Annotated in this window: 13 protein-coding genes and 1 pseudogene; 2 read left to right on the forward strand and 12 right to left on the reverse strand. The window is 33.2% G+C overall.

From position 1 onward, the window contains the following. The 5 genes from RMO83_RS03685 to RMO83_RS03705 all read right to left on the reverse strand — a co-directional run. Positions 1-883, reverse strand: an 883-nt coding sequence (locus tag RMO83_RS03685) for a hypothetical protein (RefSeq protein WP_310558325.1), incomplete at its 3' end; no start/stop codon positions are given. Between the two features lie 225 nt (positions 884-1,108). Continuing rightward, positions 1,109-1,561, reverse strand: a complete 453-nt coding sequence (locus RMO83_RS03690) for a sensor of ECF-type sigma factor (RefSeq protein ID WP_310558326.1) — start codon at positions 1,559-1,561, stop codon at positions 1,109-1,111. Between the two features lie 6 nt (positions 1,562-1,567). Further along, entirely contained in the window at positions 1,568-1,981 is a 414-nt protein-coding gene (locus RMO83_RS03695) for a hypothetical protein (protein ID WP_310558327.1), read from the reverse strand. A 30-nt stretch (positions 1,982-2,011) separates the two neighbouring features. Further along, positions 2,012-2,554 (reverse strand): sigma-70 family RNA polymerase sigma factor, encoded by a 543-nt coding sequence (locus RMO83_RS03700; RefSeq protein ID WP_310558328.1) that lies wholly within the window; start codon positions 2,552-2,554, stop codon positions 2,012-2,014. Between the two features lie 63 nt (positions 2,555-2,617). Beyond that, a complete protein-coding gene (locus tag RMO83_RS03705; RefSeq protein ID WP_310558329.1) occupies positions 2,618-3,727 on the reverse strand; it encodes a GyrI-like domain-containing protein in 1,110 nt (369 codons plus the stop codon). Between the two features lie 276 nt (positions 3,728-4,003). On the opposite strand from RMO83_RS03705, the gene RMO83_RS03710 reads away from it, so the two are divergent. Beyond that, positions 4,004-6,040 (forward strand): dipeptidyl-peptidase 3 family protein, encoded by a 2,037-nt coding sequence (locus RMO83_RS03710; RefSeq protein ID WP_310558330.1) that lies wholly within the window; start codon positions 4,004-4,006, stop codon positions 6,038-6,040. Between the two features lie 231 nt (positions 6,041-6,271). Here RMO83_RS03710 and RMO83_RS03715 read toward each other — a convergent pair whose 3' ends face one another. From RMO83_RS03715 to RMO83_RS03735, 5 genes are all read right to left on the reverse strand, one after another. Beyond that, the gene (locus tag RMO83_RS03715; RefSeq protein WP_310558331.1) at positions 6,272-7,288 is read right to left on the reverse strand and encodes a M28 family metallopeptidase; all 1,017 of its coding nucleotides are present in this window, start codon (positions 7,286-7,288) and stop codon (positions 6,272-6,274) included. Between the two features lie 38 nt (positions 7,289-7,326). Then, positions 7,327-8,100 (reverse strand): dienelactone hydrolase family protein, encoded by a 774-nt coding sequence (locus RMO83_RS03720; RefSeq protein WP_310558332.1) that lies wholly within the window; start codon positions 8,098-8,100, stop codon positions 7,327-7,329. 105 nt (positions 8,101-8,205) lie between these two features. After that, positions 8,206-10,404, reverse strand: a complete 2,199-nt coding sequence (locus RMO83_RS03725; RefSeq protein WP_310558333.1) for a penicillin acylase family protein — start codon at positions 10,402-10,404, stop codon at positions 8,206-8,208. Position 10,405: 1 nt separating this feature from the next. Further along, complete coding sequence (locus RMO83_RS03730; RefSeq protein WP_310558334.1) at positions 10,406-11,272, reverse strand: cyanophycinase; 867 nt, start codon at positions 11,270-11,272, stop codon at positions 10,406-10,408. A 37-nt stretch (positions 11,273-11,309) separates the two neighbouring features. After that, entirely contained in the window at positions 11,310-11,762 is a 453-nt protein-coding gene (locus tag RMO83_RS03735; protein WP_310558335.1) for an Lrp/AsnC family transcriptional regulator, read from the reverse strand. Positions 11,763-11,999: 237 nt separating this feature from the next. Here RMO83_RS03735 and rocD point away from each other — a divergent pair, with 237 nt between their 5' ends. Further along, positions 12,000-13,283 (forward strand): ornithine--oxo-acid transaminase, encoded by a 1,284-nt coding sequence (gene rocD / locus RMO83_RS03740; RefSeq protein ID WP_310558336.1) that lies wholly within the window; start codon positions 12,000-12,002, stop codon positions 13,281-13,283. A 283-nt stretch (positions 13,284-13,566) separates the two neighbouring features. Here the strand turns inward: rocD and RMO83_RS03745 are convergent, their stop codons facing one another. Beyond that, positions 13,567-14,934, reverse strand: a complete 1,368-nt coding sequence (locus tag RMO83_RS03745) for a RagB/SusD family nutrient uptake outer membrane protein (RefSeq protein WP_310558337.1) — start codon at positions 14,932-14,934, stop codon at positions 13,567-13,569. A gap of 12 nt (positions 14,935-14,946) precedes the next feature. Further along, a pseudogene (locus RMO83_RS03750) lies at positions 14,947-17,934 on the reverse strand (SusC/RagA family TonB-linked outer membrane protein). Positions 17,935-18,216 lie beyond the last annotated feature (282 nt).

Genomic DNA, 18,216 nt, shown 5'->3' on the forward strand with positions numbered 1-18,216 from the left:
TTTCTCTTGGAGTTTCGGTTCTGGTTTGTGAATAATCTCTTTGTGTGGAAGTTCTTTTCGGACTAGTTTCTCTTGGATTTTCGGTTCTGGTTTGTGAATATCCAAGACCGTTTCTTGAACTACCACTTCTAGTATTTCTTATTTGATCTAATTCGTAACGATTACTTACTGTAGCATTTCTTCTAGAAAATGAATAATCAGGATTATGTCTTTCATAACCATTAGAGTGGCTTATGTTGTAATTATTTGCTGCGTAACTACTTCTTCTATAATTTACGTAGTTGTAGTGATTGTTGCTGTAATTGTTAAGGCAAATATTTACGTTATTTCTGTATCTAAAAATAGGATAAGTATTCCAAGCGTAATAATAACTTGGATAATAATTCCAATTCCAATTCGAACAATAGGGTTGATAATTCGACATCCACAAATTAGCATAAATTAATGGAGTGTTAAAAAATACTGGCTCATAAATATAATTTTGTCCATAGAAATAAGGATTCCCAACCACTTGAATTTGAATATTATTTATCCAGTTTTTTTCAACTTCTATTGAAGCAACATCTTGATATACATCGCGATCAAGAACCGCTTGAATGATGACTAAATGTGTCCGTTTTTCAACTGATTCGATAACACGTAAATAATCTACTTGCCCATCATTATTCAAATCTAAATTCGAAATTTGAAGTTTTGGATCATTCAATTGTCTTTCAAAATCGTTTAGATTTCTCGAATCACCAAAGATAGATGCCACAACTCTTAGATCTAAATTGTCACTAATTTCAGAATTTTGTGCATTTATAATGGTTCTGTTTTGCCCCTGTATTTGTGTTGCAAATACAGAACTGATTATTGCTAATAAAAGTACTTGAGTTTTCATAATAAATAGAATTGAGTTATTTATTTAAAGCAATCCAATTACTGTGCCAATTAATTAATTACATAAATACCAATAACATAAAATTAATATTAAAACATTTAAAATCACTATTTTATAAATTATAATATTATTTTTAATCATCAAATGAAAATTATACAAAAAAAAACCAAAAAACAGATAAAGCTATTTCTTGGTTTTTTCAAAAGCATTTAAAAAATAGAAATTTTATTTCCTAGGCCCTTTATTCCGATATTGTTGTAACAACTTTCTATTAAAATCGTCTTCGGCCTTTTTTAATTGTATGATTTTCACAGATGGCAAAACACCTTTAAGGTTAGCGACGAATTTTTTTCTCATTTGATACAATTCATCTTCTGTATTTTCCATTTGGGCAAGTAAAGCTGCAGCTTCTTTTTCGCTTATTTTTTCCAAATCAACATCCATTCGTAGCTTGAAGGCTTTCATTTTTTGATGTCTTATTTCAAATTGCTTGTCATCATAAGCATTGTAAATAGGCCAGAACTTTGTAGCTTCATCAGTTGTCAAAGCTAATTCATTAGTAATAAAACCAACTTTTAAAGTTCTAATTTGCTCTTTCTTATCTTCCATATGTGTTTGCGAAAATGATGAAATCGAAAGTAAAAATACAGCTAGTATTAAATATTTGTTTGTTTTCATTTTGTGTTAATTTAATAGGTATTGTTCTAAATTCTTATTTTGTGAGAGTTCGTTTTCGATAGTTATATCTTCAATGCCCAAGTCAACACTCATTTTTTGAATATCTTGTTCGTCGAGCAGATTTACTAGGTCTGCATCAGAAACAGTAGACTGATAGGTAATATAATTTTCTAAAGTAACGTCATCAATTTCAGAAGAATTATTATAATAATTAGTATAAATAGGAATCGACAAAGCCAGTATCAAAATAGCTGCAGCTGCATACAACCATGTTTTTTTTCTAACATAAATTGGGATTAGCTTAGCTTCCTTTTCAGGTAATTGTTGCATCATTTTTTTCGAAAAATCCTCAAAATAATTCTCAGGTACTGTAAATCCGGTATTTATGTTAGGCTCGTTATCTAGTGTAAATGTTTTCATATTCGTTAGACTTTATCAAAGTCAAAAGGTTTAATTTTTTGTTACAAAGGCTTCTATTTTTTTAACTGCAAGATGGTAGGATGCTTTTAAGGCTCCGACCGAAGTTCCCAGTATTTCTGAGATTTCTTCGTATTTCAGTTCTTCAAAATATTTCATTTTAAAGATGAGTTGTTGTTTCTCAGGCAATAATACAATTGCTTTTTGCAATTTTATTTGAATATCATTCCCATCAAAATATACGTCAGCTTTTAAATTGTCTATGGTTTTGTTTTGCAAAGTTTCGGATGAAATGCCGCTTTTTTTTGCTTTTTGAGCTAAAAAAGTCAAGGCTTCATTAGTTGCAATTCGATAAATCCACGAAAAAAGTTTACTTTCTCCTTTAAATTTAATCAAATTTTGAAACACTTTTACAAAAGTATTTTGCAAAACATCATTTGCATCATCGTGATTCAAAACGATATTCCTAATATGATTGTACAGCGGTTTCTGATAATTTTTCAAGAGTCTTTCAAACGCTTTATCTTGCGTTTTTGGGTTTAATAGCTCCTGAATAAATTCCTTTTCCTCTTGCAAAGCTGTAATTTATAAATTTAGATTGGAATTTTCCGAATAGGTTTAATCGTAGTGGTAAAAAAATTAAAATTCAGATGGAATTTCTTTTTCTTCAATAACTTTTGGGGTCACTTCTACAGTTTTGGCAGGAATAACTACCGGATTTTTATAAACAACTTTTGGTCTTGTTGGGAAATAAATTTCGGTCTTACATTTTGATGGATTATTGATTTCGTTTTTACCAATTGAATATACTTCGAGATGTGAAAATGAAGGATCGGTTTTTAGGTTGTTTTTTTTGAGAAACTCTAATGTTTTATTTAATGCTTTATCTCGATGCGAGTAATCACCTGTAAGTGTTGCTTTTACAGCATCAAATGATTTAAGAGTATCTGATGAAATTTCGCTTCCTTCGGTTATAAAAATTGATTTTTTGATAGGAATACAAATCGATATTTTAGTCAGCTTATTTGTGGTATCATAAGTGTGATATATTACAAAAGGTTTTCCATTAACTGTGATATTATTATTAGTACAAAAAGTTGTGATTTTAGAAAACACGATACCAGAATTTTTACCCACATTAGAAAATTCACTTGTAAATGTTTGAGCAAGATAAAAAGCCTCGAGTTTTTTTACCACACCATTTACATTTACATTATAAGTATTTATTTCATAATCCAATTTTTTATCTAAATTCGCTAAGCTTTTTTCGAAAATGTCTCCAAATATTCTATTGGCACCACCATCAAAAATAGTTTTTACCTTAAAGAGAAAGCTCATTCGTCCTTTTGCTTTCCAAGTTACTTTCGTTTTTCCTAAAGTATCTTTAAAACCGATAACAATATCAGCTGAGTTACCATTAAAACTCATTGTTTGAAGAATGCTATCGTTTTCTTTGGTGTTTGTTATCTTCAGTTCACCGCTTCCTTCTTTACCATCCCAATTGCAAAAACTGCCTGCCCCAATGGTTTTATTAGAATAAGTGATATTAATAAGTGAATCTTCAACGGCCAATGAATTCCAATCCTTCCAATTCTTTAAATCGCTGGCATAACTAAAAACCGATGATCTTGGCGAATTGATTATCTTGCTTTTTTCGACTGTAAATACTCCTTTTTGGGTGGCTATAAAAATGGATAGTGCTACTAAACTAAGCAAAAGTAATAGAAAGAGGTACTTTAAAATTCTCATAATCGATAGGTTAATTTCATTTGTAAAGTTAGAAATTTTATTAATACGTTTAACTTGCCAAATAAGTATAAAAAAATTTGCAATTTATTTATTTAATGTATTTAGTTTTTAGAAGTATCATATGTCAAATTACTCGGAATTAACCAATAAAATTAGGGATTCAGAACAACTTTGTATTTTTTTAATCGTTTGACAAAGTAATTTTATTTGTTACAAATTATTTAAATAGACGTACATTTGTTAAATATTTTTTTTAAATCTACTAAATTAATACTGATGAAATTATTTAAAATTGCTGGTATTTTTATGACACTTAGTGTTTCTCTTATTTGCAATGCGCAGACAACCAAAACTGAGAACCTAAAAACACCGCCAGAAACTCCATTTGATTATGTTGTCGAACAATTTTCAGACATAAGAGTGCTGCGCTATCAAATTCAAGGATGGGAAAATCTCACGTTGAAAGAACAAAAATTAGTCTATTATCTCACTCAAGCTGGTTATTCTGGTCGTGATATTGGTTGGGATCAACATTATAAATACAATCTAAAAATCAGAAAAGCTCTCGAAAATATTTATGTAAATTACAAAGGCGACAAAAAGTCGAATGACTGGAAAAATTTTGAAATTTATATTAAAAGAGTCTGGTTTGCTAACGGAATTCATCATCATTATTCAAATGATAAAATAAAACCTGCATTTTCTGCTACTTATTTTAATGATTTAATGAAAGCTACAAAAACAAGTTTATCACCAGCTATTGTAGCAATTATATTCAATGACGCCGATTCCAAAAAAGTAAATCTCGATGAATCCAAAGGATTATTGGAAGGTTCAGCTATTAATTTTTACGATAAAGGAATCTCTGCAAAAGAAGTTGAGGCTTTTTATGCCAAGAAAACAAGTCCTGATGCTAAAAGACCTTATTCTTTTGGTTTGAATTCGAAATTAGTTCGCAATTCAAAAGGACAATTGGAAGAAAAAGTTTGGAAAAGCAACGGAATGTATGGAGCAGCGATAAACAAAATTGTTTATTGGCTCGAAAAAGCACAAACTGTTGCCGAAAACAAAAAACAAGGTGACGCCATCGGCCTACTTATAAGTTATTACAAAACAGGAAGTTTGAAAACTTGGGACGATTACAACATCGCTTGGTCGCAAGCAACCGATGGAAATATTGATTACATCAACAGTTTTATTGAAGTTTATAATGATCCTTTGGGATATAGAGGTTCTTATGAAAGCATTGTACAAATCAAAGATTTTGATATGTCTAAAAAGATGGAAGTGATTTCAAAGAACGCGCAATGGTTTGAAGATAATTCTCCGTTGATTCCTGAAAATAAAAAGAAAAATGTGGTTGGTGTATCATACAAAACCGTTGTCGTTGCTGGTGAATCTGGCGATTCTTCTCCTGCAACTCCAATTGGTGTCAACCTTCCCAATGCGGATTGGATTCGTGCAGAACATGGTTCAAAATCAGTATCATTGGGAAACATCATTGATTCTTACAATAAAGCCGGTGGAAAAGGAAGATTGCAAGAATTTGCAAATGACTCTGAAGAAATTGCTTTAGCCGAAAAATATGCTGAGTTAGGAGATAAAATGCACACTGCTTTGCATGAAGTAATTGGTCACGCCTCAGGGCAAATCAATCCTGGAGTAGGAACACCAAAGGAAACGTTGAAAAGCTATGCTTCGACACTTGAGGAAGGAAGAGCTGATTTAGTAGGTTTATACTATGTATATAGCCCAAAATTACAGGAACTAGGATTGGTTGACGATTGGAAAAAATTGGGGATGGAATCGTATGATGGTTACATTCGAAACGGATTAATGATGCAACTTATTCGTTTAGAACCGGGAGCAAATATTGAAGAAGCACATATGAGAAATCGTCAATTTGTGAGTGCTTGGGTTTTCGAAAAAGGAAAAGCCGACAATGTAATCGAAAAATTAACTCGTAACGGAAAAACCTATTTCAACATCAATGATTATGACAAACTGCACGAATTATTTGGACAATTGTTGCGCGAAATTCAGCGAATTAAATCCGAAGGTGATTACGCTGCAGGAAAAGCTTTAGTTGAAGATTATGGAGTGAAAGTAGATCAAAAAATACACGCAGAAGTTTTAGAACGCAACAAACAATTTACTACTGCACCATATAGCGGATTTGTAAATCCAGTTTTGGTTCCAAAATTAGATGCCAAAGGAGAAATTATTTCGATTAAAGTAACACAACCAAAAACTTTTGCCGAACAAATGTTGTATTATTCTAAAACCTATGGCTTCTTGCCTTTAGAAAATTAGAAAAAATAGTTGATTTTTAGAAAAACTTATAAAGGAGACACTAAAATAGTTTTCAAAATAAATGATAAATAAAAAAGGAGCAGAAAAATTTTTTCTGCTCCTTTTTTTATGGTCTTTACAGTATTACTATAGAGTTTTAGCAATTTGAAAAAATATAACTTTAATTGTGAGTTGGTTTTTCAGATAACGATAACATTCGTCCCAATAAACTTCGTTATCATTTCTGCTATATTAATTACCACTTTTATCAACTACTGGTCGATTTTCTCTATTAGCTAATTCCCAAGCGATAGCAAAGGCAAGTTGAGTTCTTTTCGTTAAAGCATCAAACTCAATTTTTTCCACTTCATCCGTAGGTTTGTGATAATCAGCGTGAACACCATTAAATAAAAAGACAGATGGAATGCCGTTTTTGGCAAAATTGTAATGATCTGAGCGGTAGTAAAAACGATTCGGATCTGTTCTGTCATTGAATTTATAATCGATGAATAAGTTGATATAATTTTTGTTTGCATCTTCGCAAATCTTGTATAAATCGCTAGAAAGATAATCCGAACCTATTAAATAAACATAGTTATTGGAATCCTTATGAAATTCATCACGTCGGCCAATCATATCAATATTAATATCCGTAATTGTATTTGCTAGCGGAAACAAAGGATTTTCAGAATAAAAACGAGAGCCGTGAAGTCCGTGTTCCTCGCCAGTTACATGAAGAAATAATATAGAACGTTTAGGTCCGTGACCTTCTTTTTTTGCCAATTCGAAGGCCTTAGCAATCTCTAGTAAGGCTACTGTTCCGGAACCATCGTCATCGGCACCGTTGTATACCTCACTGTTTTTCACTCCAACATGATCGTAATGAGCTGAGATGACAATTATTTCATTTGGTTTATCAGAACCTTCAATATATGCCCAGATATTTTCAGAATCGGGTAAGTTTTCATTTTTCTTGGTATTCAAATAGGCTGCTGGTATTCTTTGGTAATAATCTGTTGCGCCTTTTGGAAACGGAATTATGTTAGTTTTGTAATGGTTAATAAGATAGTCGCCTGCTTTTTTCTGTCCAACGGAACCAGTTTCACGACCTTCCATTTCGTCAGAAGCAACAATATAAAGATGTTTTTTTAAATCAGCTTCAGTAATAGTCTTGATGTATTTTGTTGGCGGAACTGCTGCAACTGTGTTTTTTTGCGAAGTACACGAAAGTGTTGATGCCAGCAAAAAAAGAATCATAAGTTTTTTCATTTTGGATGTATTTACATTACATTATTAAACATTGGTAACTATTTTATTAAAACTTCATTCAAAAAAAGTTTAAAATGTTCCCAAGATCGATTCGCAGCAATTTCGTTATAAGCAGCTCCTGTTGAATTGTCGATTCCAGCTTCTGGATTGGTAAAAGAATGAACCGCATTAGCATAATATATCATTTGCCAATCCGCTTTTGTGTTGCGCATTTCCTGTTGAAAAGCAGTGATCTCTGCAGCAGACTCATAAGGGTCGTCTGCTCCGTGACATACTAAAACTTTTGCAGCTATAGGCTCAATAGTTCTTTTTTCATCTCTAGCTAATCCACCGTGAAAGGAAACCACACCTTTAATATTCATATGACTTCTGGCTGCCTCAAGTGCTCCAGTTCCGCCAAAACAGTAGCCTATTACTACTATATTATCAGGGTTTGCTCCCGAAAGAATTAATTGTTCTAATGCTAATGAAATACGTTTTTGGTATTCCAAGTAGTTAGTTTTATAATAACCTGCTTTTTGTCCAGCTTCAGCGTAGTTTTTCGGATAATTGCCTTCGCCATAAATATCGGCTACAAAAGCATAATAGCCCAATTGTGACAAGTCTTCGGCAGTACCTTTCGAAAGAGTATCGATACCCAACCAGGCAGGAAGTATAAGTATTCCAGGTTTCTGTTGGCTTTTTTTCGCGGGCTGAATGCTAAAACCATTCAATATCTGATTGGCATCTTTGTATTGTACAGGTTTTAATTGTGCAAACAATTGGCTTGAAATTAGAACTGTTGCGAACATTAAGTATTTTATGATTTTCATAACTATTTTTTTTATACAAATATGTAAATAATATTCCTATCAAAAAGCAAAACAAAAGTTAATTCTTTCGAGGTTTACGAATTGAATTCTATACAACTATGAAAATCATTCTCCAGGATGATACGTTTGTTCCGCATTTTTCTCAACATCTTCTTTGTAGAATAAAACGTCTTTGAATTGTCCCTTTTGGTACAATATGGACTGATCTTTAAAGTGTTTTGATTTTGGATTTCCGCTGTTTCCGCCAGCCAAAAGTGATTTAGCTTTTATTTTTGCGCCAAATTCAACGGCACAAACAAAACTGTTTCCGTGGTAACCGTATCGTTTTTTGGTTCCGTTTTGATACTCACTTTTATAAGCAGGTAAGCATCCCCAAAGTGCAGTTCCATTGCCAATAGGCAAACTTTCCGCAGTATCATTGAATACTAAATCAATATCTCCATTGGTACGCTGAAATCTATTGAGTTCTCCCCAAGGTATTTGCCAAGAACCAAACTTTGTTTTTAGTTCGTTTACAATTGTTTGTAATTGTGGAATTAACTGCTCTTGGGTAGCCGTTTTAGCAAATTGGATAGTATTTTCGACTTGATCCTTTTCGCCCTCGTCAATATATACTTTCTGAAGAATTGGATCTAGTTTGTACGCCCATTCATTGGCCAAAGTGGTAGCTACAGAACTTTCGCTAGCATAATAATCCCAATTTTTTAAAACAGTAATAGGTTCAATTAATTCCTTATAAAGGGGATTTTCTGGTAGAATGTTTTTTTCAAAACTTGTAATTAATGCTGGAATTAATACTTCAAAAATCGAGAGTTTGGTATCATATCCGTCGGTAATTATTTTATCTAAGGTATAATCTTTTCCTTTGCTCAAAATCCGAACCGCATTTATGCCTCTATAGTTTTCGCCGTCGGGAGCCATATAAGGGATATAATTTGCTTCTTTTGGGCTATTGATTCCAGCAACACTATAAGGAGTTGAATTACAATTTTGCAACCAACCGTTAGTAGGATTGAAAATATGAACGGTTTCTGATGGATTATGTAAACCTTTCCACTGTGTTGCAGAAGTAGTTCCATCCATTACTTTTGCCCAATTTAAATTTTTATCTCGAATAGGGATAAAATTTCCGTGCCAATAGGCAATATTCCCTTTATTATCAGCATAAACAGTATTGTTTGAAGTATTGGCCTTCAGTTCCAGAGCTTTTTTATAGTCGTCAAAGTTTTTCGATTTGGTTCGAATCCAGCTTTGTTCCAAGCTTTTCATCGAACGATTATTCGATTTTAAACTAATCCATTTTCCCTCTCTTATGGCCATTATTAATCCATTGTTTGTAAAATAAGTCGTGAATGTTTTGGGAATTAATTTGCCGTTTTCCAAATAATTAATGGTGATTTTTTTCTCTCGTATTCGGAGCAATTTAGAATCGTACTCGTAAAATATTTTTTTGTTTTTGGTTATTATTTTTTCGGCATAGATATCGGCCACATCCACATTAGAAGACGTATGCATCCATCCACAATTTTCATTAAATCCTTGATAAATAAAAAATTGCCCCCAAGTAACCGCGCCATAAGCATTTAGACCTTCCTCGCTATTGACTTGAATTTCGGGTCGAAAGTAAAAACTAGTATGTGGATTAATGTATAAAATGGCATTGCCGCTAGCTGTTTTTGAAGGCGCTATTGCAAAACCATTGGAACCAGTTTGCATATCTTTCACTTTTTCGAAATAAGCAAATTTGTCAATTCCACCGTAAAAGGATTTTAATTCAGAGTTTGATAAATCTGCTGTGCTAATTGCTCCAATGCTACCATCTGTCCACAATAAAGGAAACCAAGGTTCAAAGTGTGTTAGCATTAATGGTTTTACTTCAGGGTGTTTGTATAAGAAATAATTAATTCCATCAGCGTAACTGTTTAATAGTTTTTTCAGCCAAGGTGCGGCATTTTTATAATCGGTTTTAGCTTCACCGAAATCAATTAACAATCGAGTTTCTAAGTCATTGTATAAATAAGATTTTCCTTTGATTTCTGCAAGACGGCCTAATTTTTCGATGTAGTTCATTTCGACTCTTTTGAAATCATCTTCGCATTGGGCATACAACATTCCGAAAACTGCGTCGGCATCGGTTTTACCGTAAACGTGAGCGATTCCCCAATTGTCTCTTACTATGGTGACTTGTTGTGCTAATTTTTGGAGTCGAATAATTTCTTTGTTGTGAATTTTTTGTGCAAAACAAATAGTTGAAAAACCGATAAAAAGGATTTGTAATTTGATAATAGCTCTACATTTTTGCATTTTATTTGATATTAAATTTTTGACCTTCATAGTAAATACTCATATCTAATTTTTTTAGACCAACCGCATTATTTCTGGGTGCTTTTGTTATTCCTTTTGGGTTTTGAAGTACGACTACTTCGCTTTCGCCAACAATTTCAATTTCTTTATTACGAACAATGATTGCAGTGCTTTCATCAATACCAATTCCGATGTGAGTAGGAAATTCTACTAATCCAGAAATCAATCTGTTGTAGCGGCTTCTTTTGAGAAAATGCTGGTCGATAATCACGTTTTTAATTAAACCCAAACCTACTGCTGTTTCTAAATTGTCGTAGCGAATATTATCAACGGTAGCCGTATATTTAGGTTCTAATTTTTGGTTTCCGGATATCATGTGTTCGCACATTACGGCAGCTCCCGCACTGGTTCCTGAAATAGTGCTTCCGTTTTGATACGCTTGATGAATTGCATTGAAAACAGGAGTATTTTTCACCACTTGCATAAAACGGGATTGGTCACCACCGCTGATAAATATGAGTTTTGCTTTTTGCAAGGAATCAACCAAAACTTTATTTGAATTCGTTTGTTTGTTGAAATTCAACATTACAATTGGGTTTGGAGTTAGTTTTTCTACTTGTTTTTTGAAATAAATGTAAGCGCTATCAGGTTCTTCGCTCGACATAGGTAAAACTACGATGAAATCTTTTTTCTGAAGACTCGAAACTGTCAAAAGTTGACTCATTAATTGATCAGAACGATTTCCGCCACCAATAATAAATAATTTTCCTTTTGGAGTTTGCGCTTGAATAGAGGTACTAAAAAGAATTGCGATAAATGCTGAAAACAATTTGAAAATATTTTCAGAGGAAAATAGGGTAGTAGTCATAGATTATTTAAAGGAATATATTTGAGGATAATTTTATTTAAAAAGTAATATTCCGCTTAAAAGCGCAACCCAATTCTATGATAGATTCAGTTTTTGCTATGCCGGGAATAGTATCTATTTTTTCATAAAGTAATTTTCTCATATGATCATGATCTTTGGCTATCAATTTGATATACAGTGTAAAAGAGCCAGTAATAAAATAACATTCCGTTACTTCAGGTATATTTTTTAAAGCTTCAATAACTTTGTCGGAGTCGTGATCTTTGGTTAAAGTAATTCCAGTAAAAGCACCCCAATCATAACCGATTTTTTTTTCGTTTAAAACAGGTTTTATTCCTGTGATGATATTTTGTTCGATTAATCTACTGATGCGTTGATGCACCAAAGTATTGGATATTTTCAGATTGGTTGCAATTGCCGAAAATGCCATTCTTCCATCTTTTTCTAATTCTTTAATAATGCTAATATCAAATTCATCTAATAGGTCCATTTGTAATTATTTAAGTTAAAATCACTTTTTTTTTGAATTATAAAAGTAATTATTTTTTTTCATATCCTAATGAGAACCATAAAATCAATTGTCAATTAAAAGAAATGACTTTTTTATAACATATTATAATATATATTTTTTTAAATTATACTATATAGAAGTCAAAATTATCGTTATTTTTGTAAAATAAAAAACATCCATTGCTTTTCTAATGATAATTTAATTCAAATAGTAAAAATGATTCAATCAGCCCAAGAACTTTCATCAAAATCTGAAGTTTTAATCGAAAAAGAAAATAAATACGGAGCACATAATTACCATCCACTTCCTGTTGTTTTAGAAAAAGGCGAAGGTGTTTTTGTATGGGACGTTGATGGGAAAAAATACTATGATTTTTTGTCGGCTTATTCAGCAGTAAACCAAGGACATTGTCATCCCAAAATTATTGGAGCAATGATCAAACAAGCACAAACATTGACTTTAACATCACGAGCATTTTATAATGACCAATTAGGTGTTTTTGAAGAATATGTTACCAACTATTTTGGGTTTGATAAAGTTTTACCCATGAATACAGGTGCCGAGGCTGTAGAAACGGCCTTGAAATTGTGTAGAAAATGGAGTTATGAAGTAAAAGGAATTCCCGAAAATCAAGCACAAATTATTGTTTGTGAGAATAATTTTCACGGAAGAACAACAACCATCATTTCGTTTTCAAATGACGAAGGCGCTCGTAAAAGTTTTGGTCCATTTACAGAAGGGTTTATTAAAATACCTTACGATAATATTGACGCTTTAGAAAAAGTTTTACTATCCTCGACAACTATCGCAGGATTTTTGGTAGAACCTATTCAAGGAGAAGCTGGGGTTTATGTTCCAACCGAAGGTTATTTGGCAAAAGCCAAAGCACTTTGTGAAGCGCACAATGTTTTATTTATTGCAGATGAAGTGCAAACTGGCATTGCTCGTACAGGAAGATTATTGGCTACTTGTGGTAATTGTTCTTGCCAAAATGGTTGCGAAAATAATCCTGAAGTAAAACCCGATATTTTAATTTTAGGGAAAGCAATTTCGGGTGGTGTTTATCCTGTTTCTGCAGTTTTGGCCAATAACGAAATTATGTATGTTATTAAACCTGGACAGCACGGTTCTACTTTTGGTGGAAATCCTGTGGCTGCAGCGGTTGCAATAGCTGCACTTGAAGTGGTTCGTGATGAAAACTTATCTAAGAATGCCGAGAGATTGGGAATTATTTTGAGAAAAGGATTGAACGAAATTGCCGAAAGAAATCCGTTAATCGAATTGGTTCGCGGCAAAGGATTGTTGAATGCCATTGTTATAAATTGCGGCGAAAATTCCGATTTGGCTTGGAACATCTGTCTTCGTTTTAGAGATTATGGCTTATTGGCAAAACCCACTCACGGCAACAAAATACGTTTTGCTCCACCTTTAGTTATCACTGAAGAACAAATTCACGAATGTTTAACAATAATCGAGAAAGCATTGAATGATTTTATTTAGTCATTCGTATTGCACATAAATTACAAATTGAATTAATCTTGCCAAAAACACCAGTTTTTTTCCTTGAATTTGGAAGAAGTTGGACTTGCTTATTGGATTATTATAATATTAAATACTTGGATTATAGCCTGAAAACACTTTTTGTTTTTAGGCTTTTTTTATTGCTTAGAATTCAGTTTTAAATTAACTAGTAAAATTCAAAATTAATACGCTAAAAAAAACATCTTAAAAAAAAAACCATCCGAATTAACGGATGGTTTAATAAAGCTAGAATACAAAGTTCTTAATATCCTGAATTTTGTGTGATTTTCTTGTTGTTGTCCGTTTCTCTTAATGGAATAGGGAATACCAATAAATCAGAATTCCAAGGATAAGCTGCACTAATAGAACCTTTTGTTCTTTTGATATCGTGAATTGCGAAGCCTTCCATAGCCAATTCTAAAACACGCTCGTTTAAAATTAGGGGTAAAGTAACCGAGGTAAAAGTGGCTGCCTTTGCACGGGTTCTCAATGCATTAATATCATCTAAAGGTGTAGCTCCGACAGCAGAATCTAGTATAAAGTTACATTCAGCACGAATTAAAAGCATCTCGGCCAAGCGAATAATAGGCACATCTGCAAACTCATTGGTGAATTTTGAGGTCAATCTTCTTCCATTATCAGGATTGATGTAGTTAAAATTACGTCTTTCGTCGTTTGGATCCGAAAACTTATTCAAATAATTAGCTCTGATTTCGATATCACCACCACGACCACCAACTTTTTCTGAACCGTAATGATTCACTAATTGATTGTCTCCAGTTTGTTTAGTGATTTGAATTGCAAAAATATCCTCTATTTGATTTACATCGTGATTGAAGGCATCTTTGTAAGTAGGAGACAATTCTGCTCCGCTGTTAGTAATAACTTCGTTTGCAGCACTTAAAGCTGCTGAATAATTTTGTTGTTGTAAATAAACACGAGCTAATAATGCTTTGGCTGCATATTTATTGGCATAAAAACTATTATCAACAGGCAAGTCTGCATACGCTTGATTTAATCCGTTGATCACTAAAGTATACACTTCTTGAACAGTGCTTCTCTCAGCAGATAAGTCAGTATCAAAATCATAAATTGCTTTTGGTCGAATAACCACTCCTAATTGACTGTTCGTGATAGTAGCATCGTAAGGTTTTGCAAAGAAACGAACCAAGTCGAAATAAGCTAATGATTGTAAAAACTTCGCTTCGGCAACCATTGTTTTAGCTTTTTCTGGATCTTCAACCAAACCTATGTTTTCGATGACAGTATTAGTTGCATTAACTATTTCGTAATTTCTTTGCCAAATGGCTTGAATTAACCCGCTATCTACCAACATTGATTTGTTGTACATTTGTCTAAAAGTGGCAAATGTACCTCTCCATCTGAAGTTAGTTGTTGCTGTAACACCAGTTTGAGCTAATAAATCAGCAGAAACTTGTAATCTTCCTCCATAGACATCTCCAGTTGCAAAAATTGAATAGGTTCCTGATAAAACATCGGTTACACCTTTCTCGGTCGTTAATGTAATAGCAGCATCTTCTCTTTGTTTAGGATCGTTCTCTAATTGACTTTCACAGCTAGCAAAAAATGCTGCGACTATTGTAAGTATGATTAATTTATTTGTTTTCATTTGATTTTGTTTTTAGAAATTAAGATTTACACCTAATGCGATAGTTCTTGCTGGTGGAGCAGAATAAAACTCTTCACCAATACCTGTATCATCTCTTCTTGCTTCTGGATCATATCCATCATAATTAGTAAATGTCAGTAGATTTACACCCGATACATAAACTCGAACATTGCTCATTCCCATAGATTTAAGAGTTGTTTTAGGCAATGAAAATCCGAAAGTTAAATTTCTTAATCGAATAAAATCAGTTTTTTGCAACCAACGTGTAGATGCTCCAGTTCCATTGCTACCATATAGTCTAGCTTGAGGAACGTTTGTAATATCCCCAGGTTTTTGCCAACGATTTAATTGATCTATGGTTTGATTGTCGAAATAATCAGCGCTTACAGATTGGTATATTCCAGCTGAATTATAGATACTAGCTCCCCATTCTCCTTGGAAGGTGAAACTGAAATCAAATCCACCAAAGTTCATAGTATTGGTTAAACCTGCCATTAATTCTGGAAATGGGTTTCCGGTTACAATTCTTTGTGCTTCTGAATAATCATTCGTAGTGCTTTTATCTAATGAACCGTCTGCATTTACAGTGTTTTTAACGAATAGGGCATCACCATTGGCTGGATCAACACCTGCATATTCTTTCAAATAAAATGCAGAAGCATTTTCACCAACTCTATTAATAGTGAAAGTACCAAGAAGATCTGTATTGTTGTTAGGTAATTCTTTTACAATAGTTTGATTTGTTGTAATATTGAAACTAGTAGACCATTTCAATTTGTCAGTATCAATGTTTTTGGTATTTACTGTAAACTCTAAACCACTGCTTTCTAGTACACCTACATTTTGATTAATAGTTGAAGCTCCTGAGCTTAAAGCTAAAGGCACGCTAAAAAGCAAACCGTCGGTATTTTTTTTGTAATAATCAAAATCTAAACTAAATTTGTTCAAGAAACCTACTTCAAATCCTACATCGGTTTGAGAAGATTTTTCCCAAGTAAGATTCGGATTTCCAGCTTGTGTAAAAACTAGGCCCGATTTTAAATTATATGAACTTGGTCCATATAATTGGCGCGAAGCAAAATTTCCAAGTTCAGCATTTCCTAATTGTCCCCAGCTTCCCTTTAACTTTAAAAAGGTTAAGAAATTGCTTTCTTTCAAAAAAGATTCTTCTGATACGATCCACCCTGCAGAAACAGCAGGAAATGTTCCATATCTATTATTTTTTCCAAAACGAGATGAACCGTCGCGACGAATACTCGCTTTAAGAATATATTTATTGTCATAAGTATACGTAGCTCTACCAAAAAGTGATTCGAATGTATAATCGGTTTCGTTTCCAGACCCTGCATTTACTTCGGCACCACCATCAACGGTCTGAAAGTTATCATTCGGGAAATAGATACTAGTTACATCTTGATATCTTCTGTTGAAATCATTGAACTCCATACCTGCTACTGCATTGATAGTATGTTTCTCTCCAAAGGTTTTGTCATATGAAAATTAGTTTGACCATATATACGTTTCGTTGTTAACAGAGGAAGCAAATACCTCGCCGTCTGTAGACATAAAAGGTACATTTCTACCATTCCAGTTGTCTTCGGTTTGAGATAATAAATCATAAGAAAACTCAGAAGTAAATTTAAAAGAAGGAACAAATTTATATTCTCCGAAAACTTTTCCAGTTACTCTTCTCATTATTGTTTTCCAATATGAGTTATCAATTGCTAATAGGAAGTTAGCATATAAGGTATTAGGATTTGCTGTTCCATCATTCAAACGTATTGGTGCAAGAGGCGATTGGGCTACAGCTTGTAAAGGTGTAGTAAAGGCGTTGTCATCTTGTACACGTTGAACCTCAGTTCTAGAGAAGCTTAAGTTCATACCTGCAGTAAACTTATCCGAAACTTGGTGAGAAAGATTGGTTCTTGCAGTAACTCTTTCTAACTCATTACTTGTAATGATACCTATTGTATTGTTGTAAGCACCTGAAAAGAAATACTTCGTTTTTTCATCTCCACCCGATACAGAAAAATCGGCATCGTTAGTAAATCCGTTTTGAAAAGCAGTGTCTTGCCAATCGGAATCTACTTCTAATTTTCTCCAGTCGGTACCTTGAGCCAAGAAATCAAAAGTATCTTCGGCCTCCACAGCATCTCCCAAACCATTGATTGATGCTTCAGTAAAAAGCTCCACGTATTGAGCGGCATTCAGCCATTTTCTTTTGTTTGTAGCTTCACTAACTCCTTGTGACAAGTTAATTGCAAAAGATCCTTTTCCTGATTTTCCTTTTTTGGTCGTAATAATTACCACACCATTTGCACCACGAGCTCCGTAAATAGCTGCAGAAGAAGCATCTTTTAATACATCAATAGACTCAATTTCGTTTGGACTTAAAGTAACCAATGGATTTGTAGGAGCACCATTGTTGGACTCATTTGTGGTAACCAATGGAATTCCATCTAATACATATAAAGGTTCTTTACCTGCGCTAATACTGGCTGCACCTCGAACTCGTACACTAATACCACCTTCGACTTTACCGTTGGTCTGAGTGATTTGAACCCCCGCCAATTTCCCAACTAAGGCGTTTTGTACCGTAGCAACAGGAATCTGTTCGATGTCCTTGGCGGAAACTTTTGCAATTGCATCAGTAGATTTTCGCTTGGTAGAAGTTCCATATCCAATAACAAGAACCGTTTCTAGTTCGTTAGTATTGTCTACCATTTTTACATTGACATTGCTAGTTGCTAGCACTTCAACGGTTTTCATCCCTATAAATGATACAACCAAAATCGAACCTTTTGGGGCGTTAATTGCAAAATCACCGTCCAAACTGGTTAGGGTTATCGTTTTTGTTCCTTTTATAAGAACATTGGCGCCTGGAATAGGCAAGCCCGTTTTGTCTGTAACTTTACCTGTTACTTTAATTTCTTGAGCATTTGCCATTTGTACAAAAAGTACCAACAGAAACCCCAACAAAACCTTAAAATTAATTTTCATATTATTAGTATTTATGATTAGTTGATGACAAATATCTTAAAATACTGTTAATTTAAAAATATTAATCGAGAAAAAACATCTAACAATCTTTATTTTTGCGAATGCTATAATTTATTTAAATAATAATATATTTTAAATTTTAAATCATTATTGTCCGATAAAAAAGAAGCCAAATTAATGGCTTCTTTCAAAGAATCGTATTTTTGTATTGCAAAACATAAATTACGATGGACAAAAATAGCTATTTTTCGACAAAATCTGTTTTCGGACAGTTGATTTCTT

Origin of the sequence: Flavobacterium sp. (genome assembly GCF_031423415.1) — a bacterium.
Classification (GTDB): domain Bacteria; phylum Bacteroidota; class Bacteroidia; order Flavobacteriales; family Flavobacteriaceae; genus Flavobacterium.

What these genes read in the sequence shown, in the direction of transcription:
- RMO83_RS03690 (WP_310558326.1), bottom strand. Translation starts at nt 1,561, where the DNA reads ATGAAAACAAACAAATATTTAATACTAGCTGTATTTTTACTTTCGATT.
- RMO83_RS03695 (WP_310558327.1), bottom strand. Translation starts at nt 1,981, where the DNA reads ATGAAAACATTTACACTAGATAACGAGCCTAACATAAATACCGGATTT.
- RMO83_RS03705 (WP_310558329.1), bottom strand. Translation starts at nt 3,727, where the DNA reads ATGAGAATTTTAAAGTACCTCTTTCTATTACTTTTGCTTAGTTTAGTA.
- RMO83_RS03710 (WP_310558330.1), top strand. Translation starts at nt 4,004, where the DNA reads ATGAAATTATTTAAAATTGCTGGTATTTTTATGACACTTAGTGTTTCT.
- RMO83_RS03715 (WP_310558331.1), bottom strand. Translation starts at nt 7,288, where the DNA reads ATGAAAAAACTTATGATTCTTTTTTTGCTGGCATCAACACTTTCGTGT.
- RMO83_RS03720 (WP_310558332.1), bottom strand. Translation starts at nt 8,100, where the DNA reads ATGAAAATCATAAAATACTTAATGTTCGCAACAGTTCTAATTTCAAGC.
- RMO83_RS03725 (WP_310558333.1), bottom strand. Translation starts at nt 10,404, where the DNA reads ATGCAAAAATGTAGAGCTATTATCAAATTACAAATCCTTTTTATCGGT.
- RMO83_RS03730 (WP_310558334.1), bottom strand. Translation starts at nt 11,272, where the DNA reads ATGACTACTACCCTATTTTCCTCTGAAAATATTTTCAAATTGTTTTCA.
- RMO83_RS03735 (WP_310558335.1), bottom strand. Translation starts at nt 11,762, where the DNA reads ATGGACCTATTAGATGAATTTGATATTAGCATTATTAAAGAATTAGAA.
- rocD (WP_310558336.1), top strand. Translation starts at nt 12,000, where the DNA reads ATGATTCAATCAGCCCAAGAACTTTCATCAAAATCTGAAGTTTTAATC.
- RMO83_RS03745 (WP_310558337.1), bottom strand. Translation starts at nt 14,934, where the DNA reads ATGAAAACAAATAAATTAATCATACTTACAATAGTCGCAGCATTTTTT.